Genomic DNA, 15,652 nt, shown 5'->3' with positions numbered 1-15,652 from the left:
GGGTGAAACTTACCGTTTTCAAAGTGGCCAACTTGTATTCTGCCATCTGGGGCAAGCTGCTTCAGCTCAGTGAAGAGGTCATCGGCCAACGTCACCTGCTTGACGAGTTTTGTCTCAAGCCTCAGCGATGAAGATGCCTTAGACATGAGCTTGCTTCATTCTGGTTGACATCAATCAATTGTAGCTGAGCTTTACAAAATTAAGAAACGCTTAAGCATCAAGGTCACTGACCTGAAAGATGCTAACAGCCAATCTACCTATCACAGTTTTTTAGAAGCAGAATCACACCTGGATAAGCGTAGTTGTCACCGCAGATATCCGGATTGTCGCTCAGTAGTTGATTACGCATTTCTTTGGGAAAGCACCAAGCTGCCGCGTGGTAATCATTGCCCGCAAGAACTTCATCAACCCAAGCTTCAATCCAGTCAGATGGTGTTTCTTCTGATTCCATACGGCTCAGGGCACGCTTAATTGTCAGGTTAGGCACGACAAACACTGCACCCAAGCCAGTCAACTCGTAGCTAGCTTTCGCACTCTTGGCATCCTTGACAGCAGCAGCCATACACTTGGAGACACTAGAGATCAAATCAGTATGCGCATCCATCGAAATCTTGAGCATTTTGGCCTCAACAATTTCTTCTGTTTTTTCGTCCTGACACAACCAAAGATCAATTCGGCCATTCCATTTGGGGCGATGCTTAACGCCCTTCACAGACTGGAACTCTTCTAAAGCAATACCGCCAGAGCGCCAAGCAGCAGAAGCGATGAGCCCTACATTAGCCTGTTCTGTATAAAGATAGGGGGCATCCTGTCCCTCATACACCCGACAATACCGCTCAACTTGTAAAACCCACTCCTCAAGTAGTCGTGGCCAATGACTCAGGCCGCGTTTTTGCTTGACATAGTAGCCGTTAATTGTGTAATTCATTTTTACCAGCTCGTTGATTAATGATATTTAGCGGTCAATTACAAGACATATTTTATTGGCTTTGGAAATTAAAAGTTTCTCCGCAAAAGATCCATGATACCTTCAATCAATTCATAATTATCACCCTCATCACACAAAACACCCGTCAGAAGGTTCATATCAGATGGTGGTATATGTGAAACAACCTTATAGTAATAAGGGATATTTTTTATTTCACTTAAAAAGCCTAGCGATTCGTTAGAGCCGGCTGAATTCTCTTTCTTATCTTTTAGTAGAGCAACAACAAAAATCACTTTGAAAGACTTTAACACTGCTTGCTTACCCATATGATAAAAATCGTTTTTTAATCTTTTGTAGCGCTCATCATTACCATTAAAAGCATCAGCATTGACAACGTATACAACCAAGTCAGAGTGATCTATTTTATCTTTTAGCACTCCCACGTCTGACTCATCATCAAACGACCAGTTATCACAAGTTACTATTACTTGAACTCCTCTCGAAGTTTTTAAATAAAAATAATTTTCCTCACCATTTGATAGGTGTTCGATCAACTTGGTTTCCCCTGATCCTCTAGGTCCAGTAAAAAGAATATTTTTTTTGTAATTACTAGAAGATCCCTGATCACGAGAAGCTAAATTCAAAATACCCAAACCCACTGATAGAGAGGACAGAGGAGATAGAGGAATACGAGAAACTAAATATGTGCTTCCTTGTTTCTTGCTAGCATTATTTTTTTCATTTTTATTCATGAATCTCAATTTTATATAGAATTTAATTTATGTGCTGCACAATTCAAAAGACAACATGAGCTAACAGCTCAACATCAAAATATCCTTCAGTCTCCATGCTAGCCTCAGCCTTGGCTCCAAATAACGAAGTCATATCAATATTAGCTGCCAGCTCAATATTTCTTCTTGATTCTGAGGATATATTTATTTTCAAAGACCTTTCTCTCACTAAATTATTCGAATTGGAGCGCAGGCTCAGCAAGTTCATGAAGTTCTCATCTTGGCTCAGCTTATATTTATAAATCAGCTTTCTAGCTGCATCTATTTGTGCTTCGCCACCTTCAAAAGTAGCCCCCATCTCTAAAAGGTTTTTAAGTTTTTCTTGTGTAGTGAACTTACCTTTAATGCCACCACCGATTTTTCCTTTTGGTGTTACAGCATGAGCGGACACACTAGCTAGTGCCTTAGAGTCATTAGTAGCGATATCAACTTGACTCACTTCTACTTTCTTAGCACCAAGCAGTTGGCAAAGCTCTAAAAATAAGTAGTTTTTTCTCACAGCAAACTGCGGCAGAGCTTCTTCACGAAATCCATATGAATCCATTTCAAATGGGTTTTGTACTAGAATCTTACCCGGTCTCAGCAAATCTTTTTCAATCAAATCAAGTAGGATTGGATTTTTAGGCGGGTTTTTGTAAACCTGATCTTCATCATATTTATAATAAGAAATCTCATCTGGCGCAAGTAAATCTTTAGCTTCCTGGCTCGACCTTAGCTCTTCAAGCTCATGTTCGCGTAAAACCAAAAGAACGCGGCGCTTATAAGGATTTGCTTCTAGTTCATTCATTATCGCCTCACCCCTTCAAATGATTTTCTATTTTTTCGATCAACGCTTTCACATATTTTTCTTTCTTCATCGAGCCGCAAACTACTTTTAGGTCACATGCTGAAACCTGGGCTACAGCTTTTTCAAAATCAGGAAGTTTTGTTATTGCTGAATGAACATCATCAAAGCTATTAATGTTACTTTTATTGTGTAACGGCTTCTCACAGTGAGTAACAATCAGCAAAATCTTATAATCTGCGTCACCTTCATCATGACCCACTTGCTTTCCAATGTGATAAAAATCACTCTTAAAGCGACTATACTGATTTTTATTACCTTCAAATGCATCATACCGAACAACATAAACAACTGTTTCTGAGTTAGCCACCTTTTTTTTAAGCTCACTAGCATCATTTTCTTTATCAAATGACCACTCATCTATCTCAATATTAATAATGGCGTTATTGCCAGCTTGTATCTTAAGTTTATTCTCACCATTCGCAATGTAGTTTATCAGCGTAGTTTTTCCAGATTCCTTCGGACCTGTAACCAAGACTTTATTATTAATTTCTTTTTTATTTTCGCTTTCATCCGAATCTGAAAATAAATAGTAGCTTGCAGCTGCAACAACTGCAGCGCCTGCGCCCCATAAAGCGATGGGTATTATAGGAAGTGGCATTTTTTTACTCCTCTAACAGTGCTCTTGTTAAAAAAATCCCAGGCCATCCTGCAGCATTCTTCCCGGTTAGGTTCGAAGAAGAGTGCAGGGTAGTGGACGGCGCGTTCTGTTGGGCATTCGTGCAGGGTGACGTCGTGCCAAGTTTTGCTGATACTGTTGGCTTGTAAGTGTTGGGTGACTTCCCAGCCAAGGAGATATTTTGTGCTGTTTGGTCGGGTGTTTGGATAGCTTGGTGGGTGCCTTTGGTAGACCTTTGTTGTAATGTGGTCTAAGAGGCACTGAGCGCTTTTAACACTAACCAACTCCGACAAGCCATCATCATTTGTGGGATCAACACGGCGTACAACCCATTCACAGTCGCATACCAATACGCGCGCGTCTGTTTCATTAGGTGAGGAAATGGCTGCGTTGTTTCGAGCTGAAGCTAGATGCGACATGCTTCCGTTCCCTTGTCGGCGGGTTTCCTATAGATGCAGGCATCATACGACATAGAAAAAGGCTTGTCAGCTATTAGAGCAGAGGAATTGGCACGTCATTTTGATATTGAAGACAGTAATCGCTTTAATAACCCTGCAGGCCCTTTCGGCTCTTCTACAACGCGCTTTAGCATTGGGCTGCCGCACTTAGGGCACTTAGTTGGCCACTCTTCAGGTGTCAGCACATCACTATAGGGTGCGAACCTTTTTTTCCAACCACACGACAGACAGTGAAAGGTATAGGGCTGCAGGGGTATTGGCATGAAATTATCCTTTTCATTCAGGCTTCGTTTGGCCATCTGATGGGTTTGGGGTGTCTTTTGCATTCCATGCCTGTTCGACTGCATCTGCAAGCTTCTCAATGCCCTCTTCCAGTTCATCGCAAACATCATCAATGACTTTCAGGCCCTTTTCACAAGCTTCTTCAAACTCATCCGGGTTTTTTAAAGCATCTTTCTCTTTCAGTATTATGTAGGTGAGGCCTGCACCAACCGCAGCACCAAGCATTGCAGCCAGAGTACACGAACTATCACGAATCATAGTAAGACTCCTTTTCGACTTTTAGTGACCAGCACCCAAGAGATGCTATAACGACCATTATCGATACTTAAGCGTCATTTTGTGTCGCCTTAGATACATTAGAGTGCATTATGATTTAATCACTTAACTGCCATCCCGTAGAAATCGTTAAGCTTGCTAAGTGTTTGTTTAATCTCCTCCACCCACTCCTGGGGCTCATGAACATGAATCTTGTCATTCAGCCCATGAATCCACCAGAGGGTTTCTTTGTCCTGCACTACATTGGCTTCCAGCCGCTCCCATTCACTCCCTTTTATCGGGGCGAGGGTTTGTTCTTCGCTCAACGGGGTTTCTTTTAAGATCCAAGCCAGTTGCGGGTGAACATCGGCAATCAGCTGGGTAGTGCCTTCCTCTGTTTTCCAGGTCAAAGCACCGCTTTGAATGTAGGCGTCTAAATCAAATTCAGGATGAGGGTTGCTGGGCCGATCTAACAAGGTCGCACTCTGTAATCGGTGCAAGGCAAAGTGGCGCAGGTTGTCATAACCTTCGACCTGAGCAATCAGGTAGCTGAGCGAATAGCGTGACACCAGTCCAACTGGATGCAGGGTAAAAGTCTTGGCTTTTTGCTGGGCGCGGCTTAGGTAGGTCACTTCAAGCTGTTGCTGATGCAAGAGGGCTTCGCTAACTTTCGACCAGATTTCATCTTTTAAGGGGGCTGGGATTAAAGCCTTGCCGTTGGGTAGTGCCCGTACCCGCTTGGCCCAGCCTGCCAGCTGGTTATGTTCTAGGCTATCGAGATGCTGACGAGCGGCTTGAAACTGTGGCTTGAGCTGGTCAGCAACGCTGGCTGGCAACAGGCTTCTCAGTTGTTCTTCTGCAAGGCAGAGGGTCAGAGCTGCGGGAGTGTCGAGCTCGGGCAGATTGATCTGGGCATCAGCAATGAAGCTCCAGCGAAACGGGCGCACCGATTCATCACAGATCAGCGGAAAGTGACTGGACAGTTTTTCTTTAAGATCACGCTGGAGTGAGCGCAGGTCAATACTAAATCCACGGTCGGCAAGCTTGCCTTGCAGTGTTGTTGTGGCAATGCGTCCGGGGTGGCGAGGTATTAACTGCAAGGTGGTGAGCAACCTGAGCAGTGTGTCCTTGCTTTCCGACATTCCTTAATCTCCTTGTCTGGGTAGGGAACACTCTAAAGACTATAATGCCTAAAATAAACATGTAAAACGTTATGAGGTGTCGTTCTTTAGTTTTACGTAAAAATATAGCAGCAAAACGACATTCAATGTCGCTTTATCCGGTAATATTGCATTGATCAATCAGCTTATGCTTTAAATAGAGCAGCTTGCCTCAACAGGATGTGAGATGAACCAAACCAGCTTTTCTAAGCCCAAGCCTTTGGCTATATCGACCCGGCACCGCATTATCCCTTGCCGACCTGGCAGCTCTGATAGTGCTCATCGCGTTATTATTGTTAATGGTTTTTTAACGCAGGACGATCAGGAAGCCAAAGATTGGCTGGAAGCCCTTTCTGCCTTCAGGCAGACTACGCCTGTTCACTATTTTACCTGGGAGTCCAAGTCCAAAAAGGAGCTTGTGGAGTTTGGCGCTGCCCTTGCTTCTGCCAAAGGTGCGCAGCGGCTGGTGCGTTTGGCGATCAACCCCTGGCATACGGCGATGTTGAATGCTCAGCTTGCCGGTCAGAAGCTGGCTGTGCAAATTCGCGAGCAAGGTGTGCCGGTGACTTTAATTGGCCATTCACTCGGTGCGCGAGTTGTGTTTTCTGCACTTCTGGCTCTGGCTGCTCAGCCTAAGCCCTGGGTTGATCATGCGGTACTGCTTGGCGGTGCGGTTGGCCGTAGTAAAGAGAAGAAGTGGTGTAAAGCCGCCTCTGCGGTGCAAGGTCAGTTGCATAACTGCTACTCGGACAAGGATTATATTCTCAAACATTTGTACCAATGGGTTAACCTGGGTATGTCGCGTCCTGCGGGGTTGGGTGAGGCAGTTGGCCCGACCGTCAATCATGACTTTTCCGATCTGGTTGAGGGACACACCCGCTGGATTGCTAACTTGCCTGAGGTTTTGAATCGCATCGGGCTTCGATAAAACAGGCAGGGTTTGAATGTCATTTTTTCTGCAAGGCATGGCGCTGGGTTTGTTTATGATTAGCCCTGTCATGCTGATGCTGGGGATTTATAACCCCGGCTGGGTACTGCCTAAGCACAGGAACCCTGGCCGCTTCCGGGTGATCGGCACCTATGCCTTTATGCTGCCCGTGATTAGTTTTTTCCTGGGGGTGAGTACCTTTTGGGGTGGTTTTGGCCCCACTTTGCTAGGCTGGTTAACGGGTGTTTTGATGCCAGTAATGATCAAACTACTGGTCGATGCCGGTTATGAGCAGGAATTAAATGCTCAGCGGCGCAAAACTCAAGATGACCTGGCTGAAAAAAGAAAGCAGGCCGCCATGCAGGAAAACCAGGAGAGAGGCACCTCTGAACTGAAGGCCAGTCACCTGACACGCCAGGATGACCCCCTACTCCATCGCCTGGCAGCCTTGAAGGAGATTTTGCGAGGCTACCCCCAGCTTTTAGAAAAGCCGCTTTACTTGCAGCAGCCGGATCGTTTTTACAGCCGTTACCTGCAACTAGCGAACTTGTTGGCCAGGCGTTTTCAACCCGATGAAATCACCGCCCGACGGCTCCGGCAGTTGGCTTTGCGCTCTTTGCAGTATGCCGTGGATCGTTTTGAGGCCATGGAGCCTTTGCTGGGCAGTTTGCAGGGCCTGGATCAAGAGTACGTCAAACGACGCTTGCAGGGGGCTCGCCATCAGGCTGAAAAGCAGGCATTGGAAGATCGTCAGCGCTTGATCGAGCAGTTGCACAATCGGCTTTTGGAATTGATGGCAGAAAATGAAATGGCACTAACGACTTTGGATACCACCCTGACCTCCCTGGCCAGCATTAATACCGATCAGCGCGGGGGCACAGAAGCGGCCAACCAGGCTCTCAATGAGTTGAAACGCTTCAGTGAGCAGTTAAATGAATACGATCGCTCGGTTATGAGCTAACACTGGATGAGGATATCAAATGCTTGCTTTGCCATCACCGGAAAGTATCGACCAACAAATCCAGGACGAGCTGGAAGCAGCTTCCCAACAGGCCATACCCGAAGTTAAACCGGATGCCTGGCTAAGTCAGTTACTGGAAAAGAGTACGCAGGATCAAAGGGACACGGTTGATCAGCTCGGGCTACCACTGCAACAAGAGGCGCGTCAGCAAAGCGAGCTGTTGCAGGCACCTTTGCCGGAACTGGCCGCAGCTGCACGTGATGGTGGCCCTGTTGCCCGGCTGCTGGAGCAACTTCAGCGCAAGATGCAGGCACTTGATCCCCAGCAGCAGCAACTGGAAGCGCGTGGCTTTCAGGCTTTGCTGAATCGTCTGCCGGGAATGCCCAGCCCTTTGCAGCGGTATTTCCGTCAATTTGAGACAGCTCAGGAGGCTTTGAATCAGATTCTGGAGGCTCTGGAGGCGGGTAAAGAGCGGCTTAAGCGCGATAACCTGACACTGGCCAAGGATCAAAAAGCCTTGAAGGACACCCTGACAGCCCTGCACCAGCAAATCCTTTTCACACGCGAAGTGGATCAGCATTTACAAGAGCGCATCACGACAGCCTCTGAGCCTGAAGAGCAACGCTGGCTGCAGGATGAATTACTTTTCCCCTTGCGGCAGAGAACCCTGGATCTTCAGCAGCAGATGAGCGTCTGCCAGCAGGGGGTTATTGCCCAGGAAATCATTATTCGTAACAATCGCGAGCTAATACGGGGTGTGGATCGCGCCCTGAATGTCACTCTCAGCGCCTTGCAGGTGGCCGTCACTGTTGCTCTGGCCCTCAGCAATCAAAAGCTGGTGCTGAATCAGATCGCAGCGCTCAACGATACCACCAACCAACTGTTGGCAGGCACCGCACAGCAGTTGCGTCAGCAGGGCGTGGATATTCAGAAGCAAGCCAGTAACACGCTGATTGATCTGGACACCCTGGAAAAGGCTTTTGAAGACATGCTGGGTGCCCTGGTTGAGCTACACACCTATCGCAAAGATGCCCTACCCCTGCTTGATGAACAAATCGATCGACTTGCGGCTTTGAATGCCAGGGTTGCCGCCACTTCTTAGCAGCTTATTAAACGGGCTAAAGCTGCAGAAGCAGCGAGCTTTACTCATAAAGGCGCTATTGTTTTGAAAATCCCGGATTTGCTCATATCTCTAACCAGCTCAAAAGCTTCCAGAGCCTGGATGGGATCAACAGCATCCAGATTGTTAAAGTTAATGGCGGCAAAGGCTATACGCTCTACCCGAACCGAAATCAGATAGTCATCTTCTTCATGCCCGGTGGCCGAATCCATACGCTGGGTGTAGCCGGACAGTGTAATAGTCTGAATGCTGGGCAGGCTCGCAAAAGCCGTACCCAACACTCTGAGCAGAACGGCATGTAGGTGATGAGCATATTCTTGGCGCAATTGGGTCTGACTTTTACTGGTGATCACCAAGCGTAATTCTCGCGCGCCAAGGCGGGCTTTCTTGTCAGGAAACTGATCCATCCCTGGCAGGTCAACATCGATCGCCAAGTGACGACCCTGCTCCCCCACTTCAAAATCAATCAGGGTTTCACGGGGCCAGTCCAGTGCACTAAGCTCAGCTTCGAGTACCTCACCCATTAACTTGGTTTCCGTTAATAGGCGCTGCGCAAAGGCGGCATCCTCCTCGGCCTGCCCTTTTAGGTGTTTGTCTTTTCGCTCTCGCCAACCCTGCATTTGTTTTTGGTACTCGGTTTCTACAGCCTCTTGTTTTAGCCGGTGTTGCTCTTGATCCACTTGCCATTGCTGATCCGCCTGTTGCCACTGGTGATGGGCTTCTTCCCATGTACGGGTTTTACTGGCAGCTCGTCCCGGCCAGAGACGCTCCCACCAGCGAATTTCAAAAGCAGGTGGTGGCGTGGGTCGACTGGGAATCGCTTCAAACCGTGGCTTTTGTGGGCTTGGCTCAGTAAACGGCAGGATTTCATAAGAGGGTGCTGGGGCATCCGGTGCAAGTGTATCCAGATGAAGGTTCTGCAGCAGGTCCATATCGCCATTGATTCGCTCACATTCTATTTCCAGCCACTCCTGAATGTCTTCGCGATAATCCTGCAGCAGACGTCGCCGTACATTACCGGTTATTTCTTGGTGATTTACATCCTCAATGCGCAACTGGCCCTTGTCATTCAGGATCAATCGAACGCGGGCCATTTCAGATGCACCATCTTGCAGCTCTTGTTGGTGCTGGTGACGGTACTGGCGGGCTTCTTCTTCCTGAGCTCTTTGGCGCTGACGCGGAGTTTTATCCAACCGGGTGCGGTAAGACAAGCCTGAACCAGGCAAACCCACATTGCCGTGCACGCCTCGCTGTCCGGCAGTTACTGTGGCACCACGCACACCAGCAGATAGACTGACACCCCGCTTACCAAAATTCAGTCGAATACCCGGAGCTATACGCAGATGCTGACGAAAACGAAATGCCATGGTTACTCCCCAGGCCTGGACTCATGCAAAAACTCAATTATAGTCGAATTTGAGCTACAAGAAGGGCAAGCCTGGACAGGACATTCATGCGCTGCCAAATCATCCTGTTTAGGAACAATCACTTTCTCCCACCCGCAACAAGAGCACTTAATCAAAAAAGATGATAATTTTGACGGCATATAAAATTCCTTATTTTCAACTCTTGAAGTAAACCTCTTGACTCAGCACCAAGTCGTCATAGAAAACTTGACAGCATTGAGAGATATTAAGTTAACAAATAACAATAGAGACTTCAGATAGAATAATAAGTCATGCCTGCGACAATCACCGACGCCTAAATGAAGAAGCAGGGTACACCTTGCTTGCAAGAGCCTTAAAAATGAGTGCCGATTTGATGACATTGCTAGTTTTGACAGTTGGGTGCATTCTAACCCCTATCTTTCTGTGGCTGGGTCTTCGACACCGCAGTAAAAAATAGCGGCACCAGCCAAACTGTGGCCCGATCACTCCAGCAAGTAGAAAGCATCTTTAGTTCTCAGGCAACGCAGGATATATTCCTCCCCATCCAGCAAACCTGCCAACATGGGCGCTTCCCTGCCCGGCTCCAGGGATTCTGCAACATCGCTACCCAAAGCAACCAGGTGGTTCAGAAACTTGCGCGTCTTGCCAAAGGTTTCCTGCTCCTTCTCAACGCCAGGAAGCACCTTCTGCCAAACGCTCTCAGAAATCCTGCAGATAAGACTGGGGTGCTCTCTGCGACTGGCTAGGGGTACACTAATGAACGTCTGCTTGTCCAAGTCGTGAAACTGGGCAGGTGTGCCTCGCCGCTCTTTAACAGGTAAATCAATCACTGCAGCTCTGGGCATTCTCTTCATCCTATGAAAAACACAAGTGCTTCTGATCATAATATGAAGTGTGCAAAAAAACGATCGGCTAACACTGGCTCTGTGCCCAAAGGTGTGCTCAGAATTGGGTAAGAGGTCAGTTTAAAAATTGATGGTAGAGGTCAGCGATTTCAGGTAAAGGTCAAAAGCGTGCCCATGAGTGTAAAGGTCATTTTTGAGTAAAAAAACAGAGGTCAGCGTCAGAAATGGGCACAATTTGGGCACAATCTGGGCACATCGAGCCCCAACGAAAAAACCGAGCACTGGGCTCGGTTTTTAAGTCTCTGATTTCTCAGAATTTTTTTGGTAGGACTAAGCGGACTCGAACCGCTGACCTCTACCATGTCAAGGTAGCGCTCTAACCAGCTGAGCTATAGTCCTAAAATCGGTTGAAGGCGTTGCCTTTCAATGGCTGCGTATTATAGGTGCGAGCGGCTGAATTGCAAGCCTTTTTTCTGATATTTTTATTTTTCCTTGCCAATTAATTTGGATCTGAACTATATTTTAGTTCGTATACAAACTAATTGGCCGAAACCCATGGATCAACGTCTTTTCTATTTGCTTAACATGGCCCGTCACCGGGTTTACCAACACGCTGATCATGAAGCACGTGATCAGCTTGGGGTGGGTGTAACTCAGTTGGGTGCCCTTTTTCTGATTGCTCGCAATCCTGGTTGCTTACAGAAGGATCTGGCCGATCAGCTCAATCTCAATAATCCAGCGCTCACTGGCTTGGCAGGTCGCATGGAAGAGAATGGCCTGATACGTCGCCAACCCTGCGAACAGGATAAGCGTGCTTCACGCCTGTATTTAACCGAGCTGGGCAGTAGCAAAATCCAACAGGCCCGGCCACTGATCGATCAGTTAAATGCCGCACTGACAGAAGGCTTCACGCCTGAAGAAATTCAGGTCGTGCTGCGTTTTCTTCACCATCTGCTAAAAAACTTCTAATTGGAGCTATTCCATGAACTCTCTTAGCAATGACAGCCGTTACCAGACCCTTGAGCTTAGTATCCGCGATCAGCGCTCGATCAGTCTGCGTTTGTTTGCAGCCTCTGGTGAGCCTCGCGCACTGGTGATTATCGCTGGTGCTATGGGTGTTCCTCAGGGATGCTATGAAAAATTTGCCTGTTTTCTGCAAAGCCAGGGGCTAATAGTCATAACCTTTGATTACTTTGGTACCGGTGATTCACTGCAGGGCCACCTGCGTGATTGCACAACGGATCTGATTGAGTGGGCGGAACAGGACTGTAGCGCGGTGATTCGTTATGCCCGAGAGCACTACCCCCAACTGGACACTCATTGGATAGGCCATAGCGTTGGCGGCCAGCTGCTGGGCTTGATTCCAGAAGTGAATCAGTTGTCCAAAGCCATCACCATTACCAGTGGTAGCGGCTACTGGCGTCAAAACTCCGCTCCGACTCGGCGTATTGTTTGGCTGCTGTGGTTTTTCATCGCCCCGGTGAGTGTTCGTCTGCTGGGTTACTATCCGGGTGGCCGCCTCAAGATGGTTGGTGATCTGCCCGGCCAGGTGATGCGCCAATGGCGTCGTTGGTGCTTAAACCCAGAGTATATGGTTAGCGCGGAAGGTCAGGAAGTCAGGGCAAGGTTTGATCAGGTGAAGATCCCTATTCATGGTCTGGCTTTCACGGATGATGAAATGCTCAGCCCCCTTAATATTAAGTCCCTGCATCGTTTTTTCACCCAGGCAGAGGTTGACCTTAAATTCCTGGCTCCCAAAGATATTGGTGAAAAACGTATTGGGCACCTGGGCTGGTTTCGTGAACGCTTTCAGGAATCCATTTGGAAAAATCAGCTACTGCCCTTGTTGAATACTTGATCATTCAAGGTAAGGATTAGATGCCGTAATCCCGTTCGACTTTGGAAAGCATTACCATGACAGCAATCCAGGCCATGCTGAGACTTAGCAGAAACAATAAATCGCCACCCACCAAAAAACCCAAACTGTAAGCCGGCGTTGCAACAAGCAGGGTTACCCAGAAACGCCAATGGTTTTTACCCAACAGCAGGTACAAGGGCACCACCAGCCCATAAAAGAAAAGAAATCCCTTGTAGATTACTTCAGCAAACAACAAATCCAACCAGGGCAAGGACTCGTTGACCAGAGCATTCAGCACAAAGATCAAAAGCAGCAGATAAAGGCCACCCAGTAGCAACAATGGTCGCCAGCTCGTATATGAGAAGCGCTGCATTTCTTTAAGGTGAAGTGCGCTTGTAAAGGCTGTCTGCATCACTATAAACGCCACTAGCGGCCAGAGTAGCGCTACATCCAGGCTTTTCCCTTCAATCAAATCCATCAGTGTCTGGCTGTAGAAGAAGACAAACATCAGCAAGAGGAAAAAGAAGCCACCAAAACCCAGCGTAAAACTCAACTTGGGATGAGGACTTTGTTGAAATGCCCGGTGAAATGTCAGGTCCAGATAAGGTGAGAAGGCAAATCCCAACACCAAAGGAAGCAAAGTATGCCATCCGCCTGGCTGTAAGGTGCCTGAAGCGAACTGAAAATTCATGGGTAGATAGCTAGCCCACAAGAGCATAGACAGTAAAAAGACCCCCACAGCCGCCCAAGTAATGATGCGATTGGCCTGATAAAAAAGACCAACCAGCAGTAACATTACCAGTAATAGCCACCAGCCAACCAAGGTGCTGATCCAGGCCACAAAAAACAGCTGAAATGCCAAAGTCACCTGAGAAAATAGCTTGAGCAGCGAGCGATGAGTGACCAAAAAAGCCTGCTGGCGTTGTCTGTTCATCACCCAACCAAAAGCTGCCGCACCCACTAGGTTGGCGAGTGTAAAAACAACCAGGCTGACCCAGCCATAATCGCGCAGCAGCAACACCGGCAAAAAAGCACCAATACACCAGAACCAGGAAGAAGCCAGATAAAACGCATACAACAGGGATGCAGGCACCTTTACTCCCCCACCGGCCAAACTTTGAAACTGATATTGCCTGAGCCTATGCGTTTACCCGTCGTGGTTTTTGAAGACGCCCGATAGAGCTTGATCGTCAGGTCCATTCTAAATTTTTCACCAGCGGCACGTTTTGCTTCCAGCTCGGCCTGATCATGATCCACCTTGAAAATCACCGGGTCACTGCTGGGTAACAAAAAACGGTAATCTAAACGAGTACAGACCATTCTATATTCGCCCTGGGTGAGCATAAAAAGATAAGCACCCGCGGCCAACTCACTGTTACCCAAAATCGCCGCACCCGACTGAGTACCGTACCAGTTGGCATTAAAGCGCTTTTTGGGCAGATAAGCGTAAAAATTGGCAGGGTCGTAATTCACCTTCAATCCACTACGAGCGATAAAAGGCATAAATACCAGGGCAAGCACCCGATTCAGAAAAGCGTACTTGATACTCAGCTTATTCAGCTTGATTTCCCAAGCAGGGGGTAAGGCCACAGCCATGAAGGCATCCTGTTAGCAGCGAAAACAACAATTTACCATGCCAAGCAAGCTGAGAGACTAGATCTGCACTTAATCAATAGGGCACCATGGTTTCGTAGTCTTCGGTGAAATCACCTGTGATCATCAGAATTTTCTTGCTCATATCCGGGTCTCCTATTGTTGTTGTACCCGGATTAAGCCTGCCACAAGGTTTCTAACCCGTGGTATTAGATGATTACTACCTGCCTTAATTTTTCAGTAAACGGGCCCGAAAGTTTCTGCCTTTCAATTTGCCCTGGGTCAGAAGTTCAAGCGCCAAGCGGGCTTGCTGGCGTTCTATGGCAACGAAAGAGCGACGGGCGGTAATTTGAATTTTACCAATTTGCTCGCCATCCAACTGGTCACTGGCCGTTAAGGCACCCAGAATATCACCAGGACGCAGCTTGTCTTTCTTGCCACCATCAATCAACAGGGTTTGCATGGGTGCTGGTTTGGGTTTTTGTTGGCCCTGGCCCATCGCAGGTAGATCTTCGGGAAGAATCGGTTGCTGCAAGTAGTCGGCCAAAGCATCCAAACGAAAGCTTTCAGCATCAGTGAACAACGTGGAAGCCACACCCTGCTCCCCTGCCCGTCCGGTGCGACCAACCCGGTGAACGTGCACTTCCGGGTCCAGCGATAGCTGATAGTTGAAGACCGCATCCAGGGCGGCAATATCCAAACCTCGCGCAGCGACATCGGTTGCCACCAGAATGCTGATGCTTTTGTTAGCAAACTGAATCAGGGTTTGATCCCGGTCTTTTTGCTCCATATCGCCATGCAGGGCCTGGGCACTAAACCCGGCTTGAACCAGGGAATCGGCTACTTCCTGGGTTTCTTTGCGGGTAGTGCAAAAGACAACACTGGAAGCCGGTGCAAAATGCAGCAAGAGCTGCTGGAGTGCATCCAAACGCTGTTTTTCACTTTTCAGTCGATAGAAGTGCTGGCGAATACTGCTGGAATCATGCTCAGCCTCTACCGTGACCCTTTCCGGCTTGTTTAAATAACGTGCTGCCAGACTGGCAATTTTTTCCGGAAAGGTGGCACTGAATAAAAGGGTCTGGCGTGTTTTAGGCAACTGTTCAACGATGGCATCCAGAGTGTCCTGAAAGCCCATATCCAGCATGCGATCGGCTTCATCAAGAACCAATAAATTGATTTTATCCAGGCGCAGGTTTTCTTTGCGCAGGTGATCGTCAATTCGCCCTGGTGTGCCAACCAGAATATGAGCACCCTGCTTCAGGGATTGCGCTTGAGGACCAAAAGGCTGGCCGCCGCAGAGGGTCAAGACTTTAACGTTGTGCAGGCCCCTTGCCAGGCGGCGGATTTCATTAGCCACCTGATCGGCTAATTCACGGGTTGGACAGAGTACTAGGGACTGAATATGGAAGTTTTCTACCTGCAATTTTTGCAGCAAACCCAAACCAAAAGCTGCGGTTTTTCCGGAACCGGTTTTAGCCTGGGCGATCAGGTCTCTATCCTGCAATAACAAAGGCAGGGATTCGGCCTGAATGGGTGTCATTTTCAGGTATTCAAGGCTGGCCAGGTTATCCAGCAATTCGGTGCGCAGGGGCAGTGTATTAAAAGCAGTCAAAGAAGTATCC

General features: G+C 47.9%; 16 protein-coding genes and 1 tRNA gene. 5 read left to right on the top strand and 12 right to left on the bottom strand.

The window, feature by feature from the left end; all coding sequences use genetic code 11:
• Positions 1 to 253: 253 nt before the first annotated feature.
• The 6 genes from BM185_RS02925 to BM185_RS02895 all read right to left on the bottom strand — a co-directional run bounded on the left by BM185_RS02925 (position 254) and on the right by BM185_RS02895 (position 5,319).
• Positions 254 to 928 (bottom strand): hypothetical protein, encoded by a 675-nt coding sequence (locus BM185_RS02925; RefSeq protein ID WP_143089469.1) that lies wholly within the window; start codon positions 926 to 928, stop codon positions 254 to 256.
• Positions 929 to 996: 68 nt separating this feature from the next.
• A complete protein-coding gene (locus BM185_RS02920; protein WP_143089468.1) occupies positions 997 to 1,680 on the bottom strand; it encodes a hypothetical protein in 684 nt (227 codons plus the stop codon).
• A gap of 43 nt (positions 1,681 to 1,723) precedes the next feature.
• Positions 1,724 to 2,506: a hypothetical protein gene (locus tag BM185_RS02915; protein WP_091958985.1), complete on the bottom strand. Its 783-nt coding sequence runs from the start codon at positions 2,504 to 2,506 to the stop codon at positions 1,724 to 1,726.
• Between the two features lie 7 nt (positions 2,507 to 2,513).
• Positions 2,514 to 3,164: a hypothetical protein gene (locus BM185_RS02910; protein ID WP_091958982.1), complete on the bottom strand. Its 651-nt coding sequence runs from the start codon at positions 3,162 to 3,164 to the stop codon at positions 2,514 to 2,516.
• A 752-nt stretch (positions 3,165 to 3,916) separates the two neighbouring features.
• Positions 3,917 to 4,180 carry a hypothetical protein gene (locus tag BM185_RS02900; RefSeq protein ID WP_091958977.1) on the bottom strand — a complete coding sequence of 88 codons (264 nt, stop codon included), beginning with the start codon at positions 4,178 to 4,180 and terminating at the stop codon, positions 3,917 to 3,919.
• A gap of 119 nt (positions 4,181 to 4,299) precedes the next feature.
• Complete coding sequence (locus BM185_RS02895) at positions 4,300 to 5,319, bottom strand: helix-turn-helix transcriptional regulator (protein WP_091958974.1); 1,020 nt, start codon at positions 5,317 to 5,319, stop codon at positions 4,300 to 4,302.
• A 205-nt stretch (positions 5,320 to 5,524) separates the two neighbouring features.
• Here BM185_RS02895 and BM185_RS02890 point away from each other — a divergent pair, with 205 nt between their 5' ends.
• The 3 genes from BM185_RS02890 to BM185_RS02880 are packed head-to-tail and all read left to right on the top strand — an operon-like array spanning position 5,525 to position 8,328.
• Positions 5,525 to 6,265, top strand: a complete 741-nt coding sequence (locus BM185_RS02890; protein WP_091958971.1) for a DUF726 domain-containing protein — start codon at positions 5,525 to 5,527, stop codon at positions 6,263 to 6,265.
• A gap of 16 nt (positions 6,266 to 6,281) precedes the next feature.
• Positions 6,282 to 7,226 carry a hypothetical protein gene (locus BM185_RS02885; protein WP_091958968.1) on the top strand — a complete coding sequence of 315 codons (945 nt, stop codon included), beginning with the start codon at positions 6,282 to 6,284 and terminating at the stop codon, positions 7,224 to 7,226.
• Between the two features lie 19 nt (positions 7,227 to 7,245).
• A complete protein-coding gene (locus BM185_RS02880; protein ID WP_091958964.1) occupies positions 7,246 to 8,328 on the top strand; it encodes a toxic anion resistance protein in 1,083 nt (360 codons plus the stop codon).
• A gap of 44 nt (positions 8,329 to 8,372) precedes the next feature.
• On the opposite strand, the gene BM185_RS02875 is transcribed toward BM185_RS02880, so the two are convergent.
• From BM185_RS02875 to BM185_RS02865, 3 genes are all read right to left on the bottom strand, one after another.
• Positions 8,373 to 9,713, bottom strand: coding sequence for a DUF4236 domain-containing protein (locus BM185_RS02875; RefSeq protein ID WP_091958961.1), 1,341 nt, complete (start codon positions 9,711 to 9,713; stop codon positions 8,373 to 8,375).
• Between the two features lie 503 nt (positions 9,714 to 10,216).
• Complete coding sequence (locus tag BM185_RS02870; RefSeq protein ID WP_091958958.1) at positions 10,217 to 10,579, bottom strand: hypothetical protein; 363 nt, start codon at positions 10,577 to 10,579, stop codon at positions 10,217 to 10,219.
• Between the two features lie 322 nt (positions 10,580 to 10,901).
• Positions 10,902 to 10,978 (bottom strand) — tRNA-Val (locus BM185_RS02865).
• Positions 10,979 to 11,134: 156 nt separating this feature from the next.
• Between BM185_RS02865 and BM185_RS02860 the strand changes: the two genes are divergently transcribed.
• Both BM185_RS02860 and BM185_RS02855 read left to right on the top strand, forming a co-directional pair.
• Entirely contained in the window at positions 11,135 to 11,548 is a 414-nt protein-coding gene (locus tag BM185_RS02860; protein WP_091958955.1) for a MarR family winged helix-turn-helix transcriptional regulator, read from the top strand.
• Positions 11,549 to 11,561: 13 nt separating this feature from the next.
• Entirely contained in the window at positions 11,562 to 12,437 is an 876-nt protein-coding gene (locus tag BM185_RS02855) for an alpha/beta hydrolase family protein (protein ID WP_091958952.1), read from the top strand.
• Between the two features lie 16 nt (positions 12,438 to 12,453).
• Here the strand turns inward: BM185_RS02855 and BM185_RS02850 are convergent, their stop codons facing one another.
• The 3 genes from BM185_RS02850 to dbpA all read right to left on the bottom strand — a co-directional run bounded on the left by BM185_RS02850 (position 12,454) and on the right by dbpA (position 15,642).
• The gene (locus tag BM185_RS02850; RefSeq protein ID WP_091958948.1) at positions 12,454 to 13,530 is read right to left on the bottom strand and encodes a hypothetical protein; all 1,077 of its coding nucleotides are present in this window, start codon (positions 13,528 to 13,530) and stop codon (positions 12,454 to 12,456) included.
• Between the two features lie 2 nt (positions 13,531 to 13,532).
• Entirely contained in the window at positions 13,533 to 14,033 is a 501-nt protein-coding gene (locus BM185_RS02845; protein ID WP_091958945.1) for a hypothetical protein, read from the bottom strand.
• 226 nt (positions 14,034 to 14,259) lie between these two features.
• Positions 14,260 to 15,642: an ATP-dependent RNA helicase DbpA gene (dbpA, locus tag BM185_RS02840; RefSeq protein ID WP_091958942.1), complete on the bottom strand. Its 1,383-nt coding sequence runs from the start codon at positions 15,640 to 15,642 to the stop codon at positions 14,260 to 14,262.
• Positions 15,643 to 15,652: the final 10 nt, after the last annotated feature.

Origin of the sequence: Marinospirillum celere, from assembly GCF_900112235.1 — a bacterium.
Taxonomy (GTDB): Bacteria; Pseudomonadota; Gammaproteobacteria; order Pseudomonadales; family Halomonadaceae; genus Marinospirillum; species Marinospirillum celere.
Note: the sequence above shows the minus strand (reverse complement) of the source record. Positions and strands in the feature narration are given on the sequence as shown.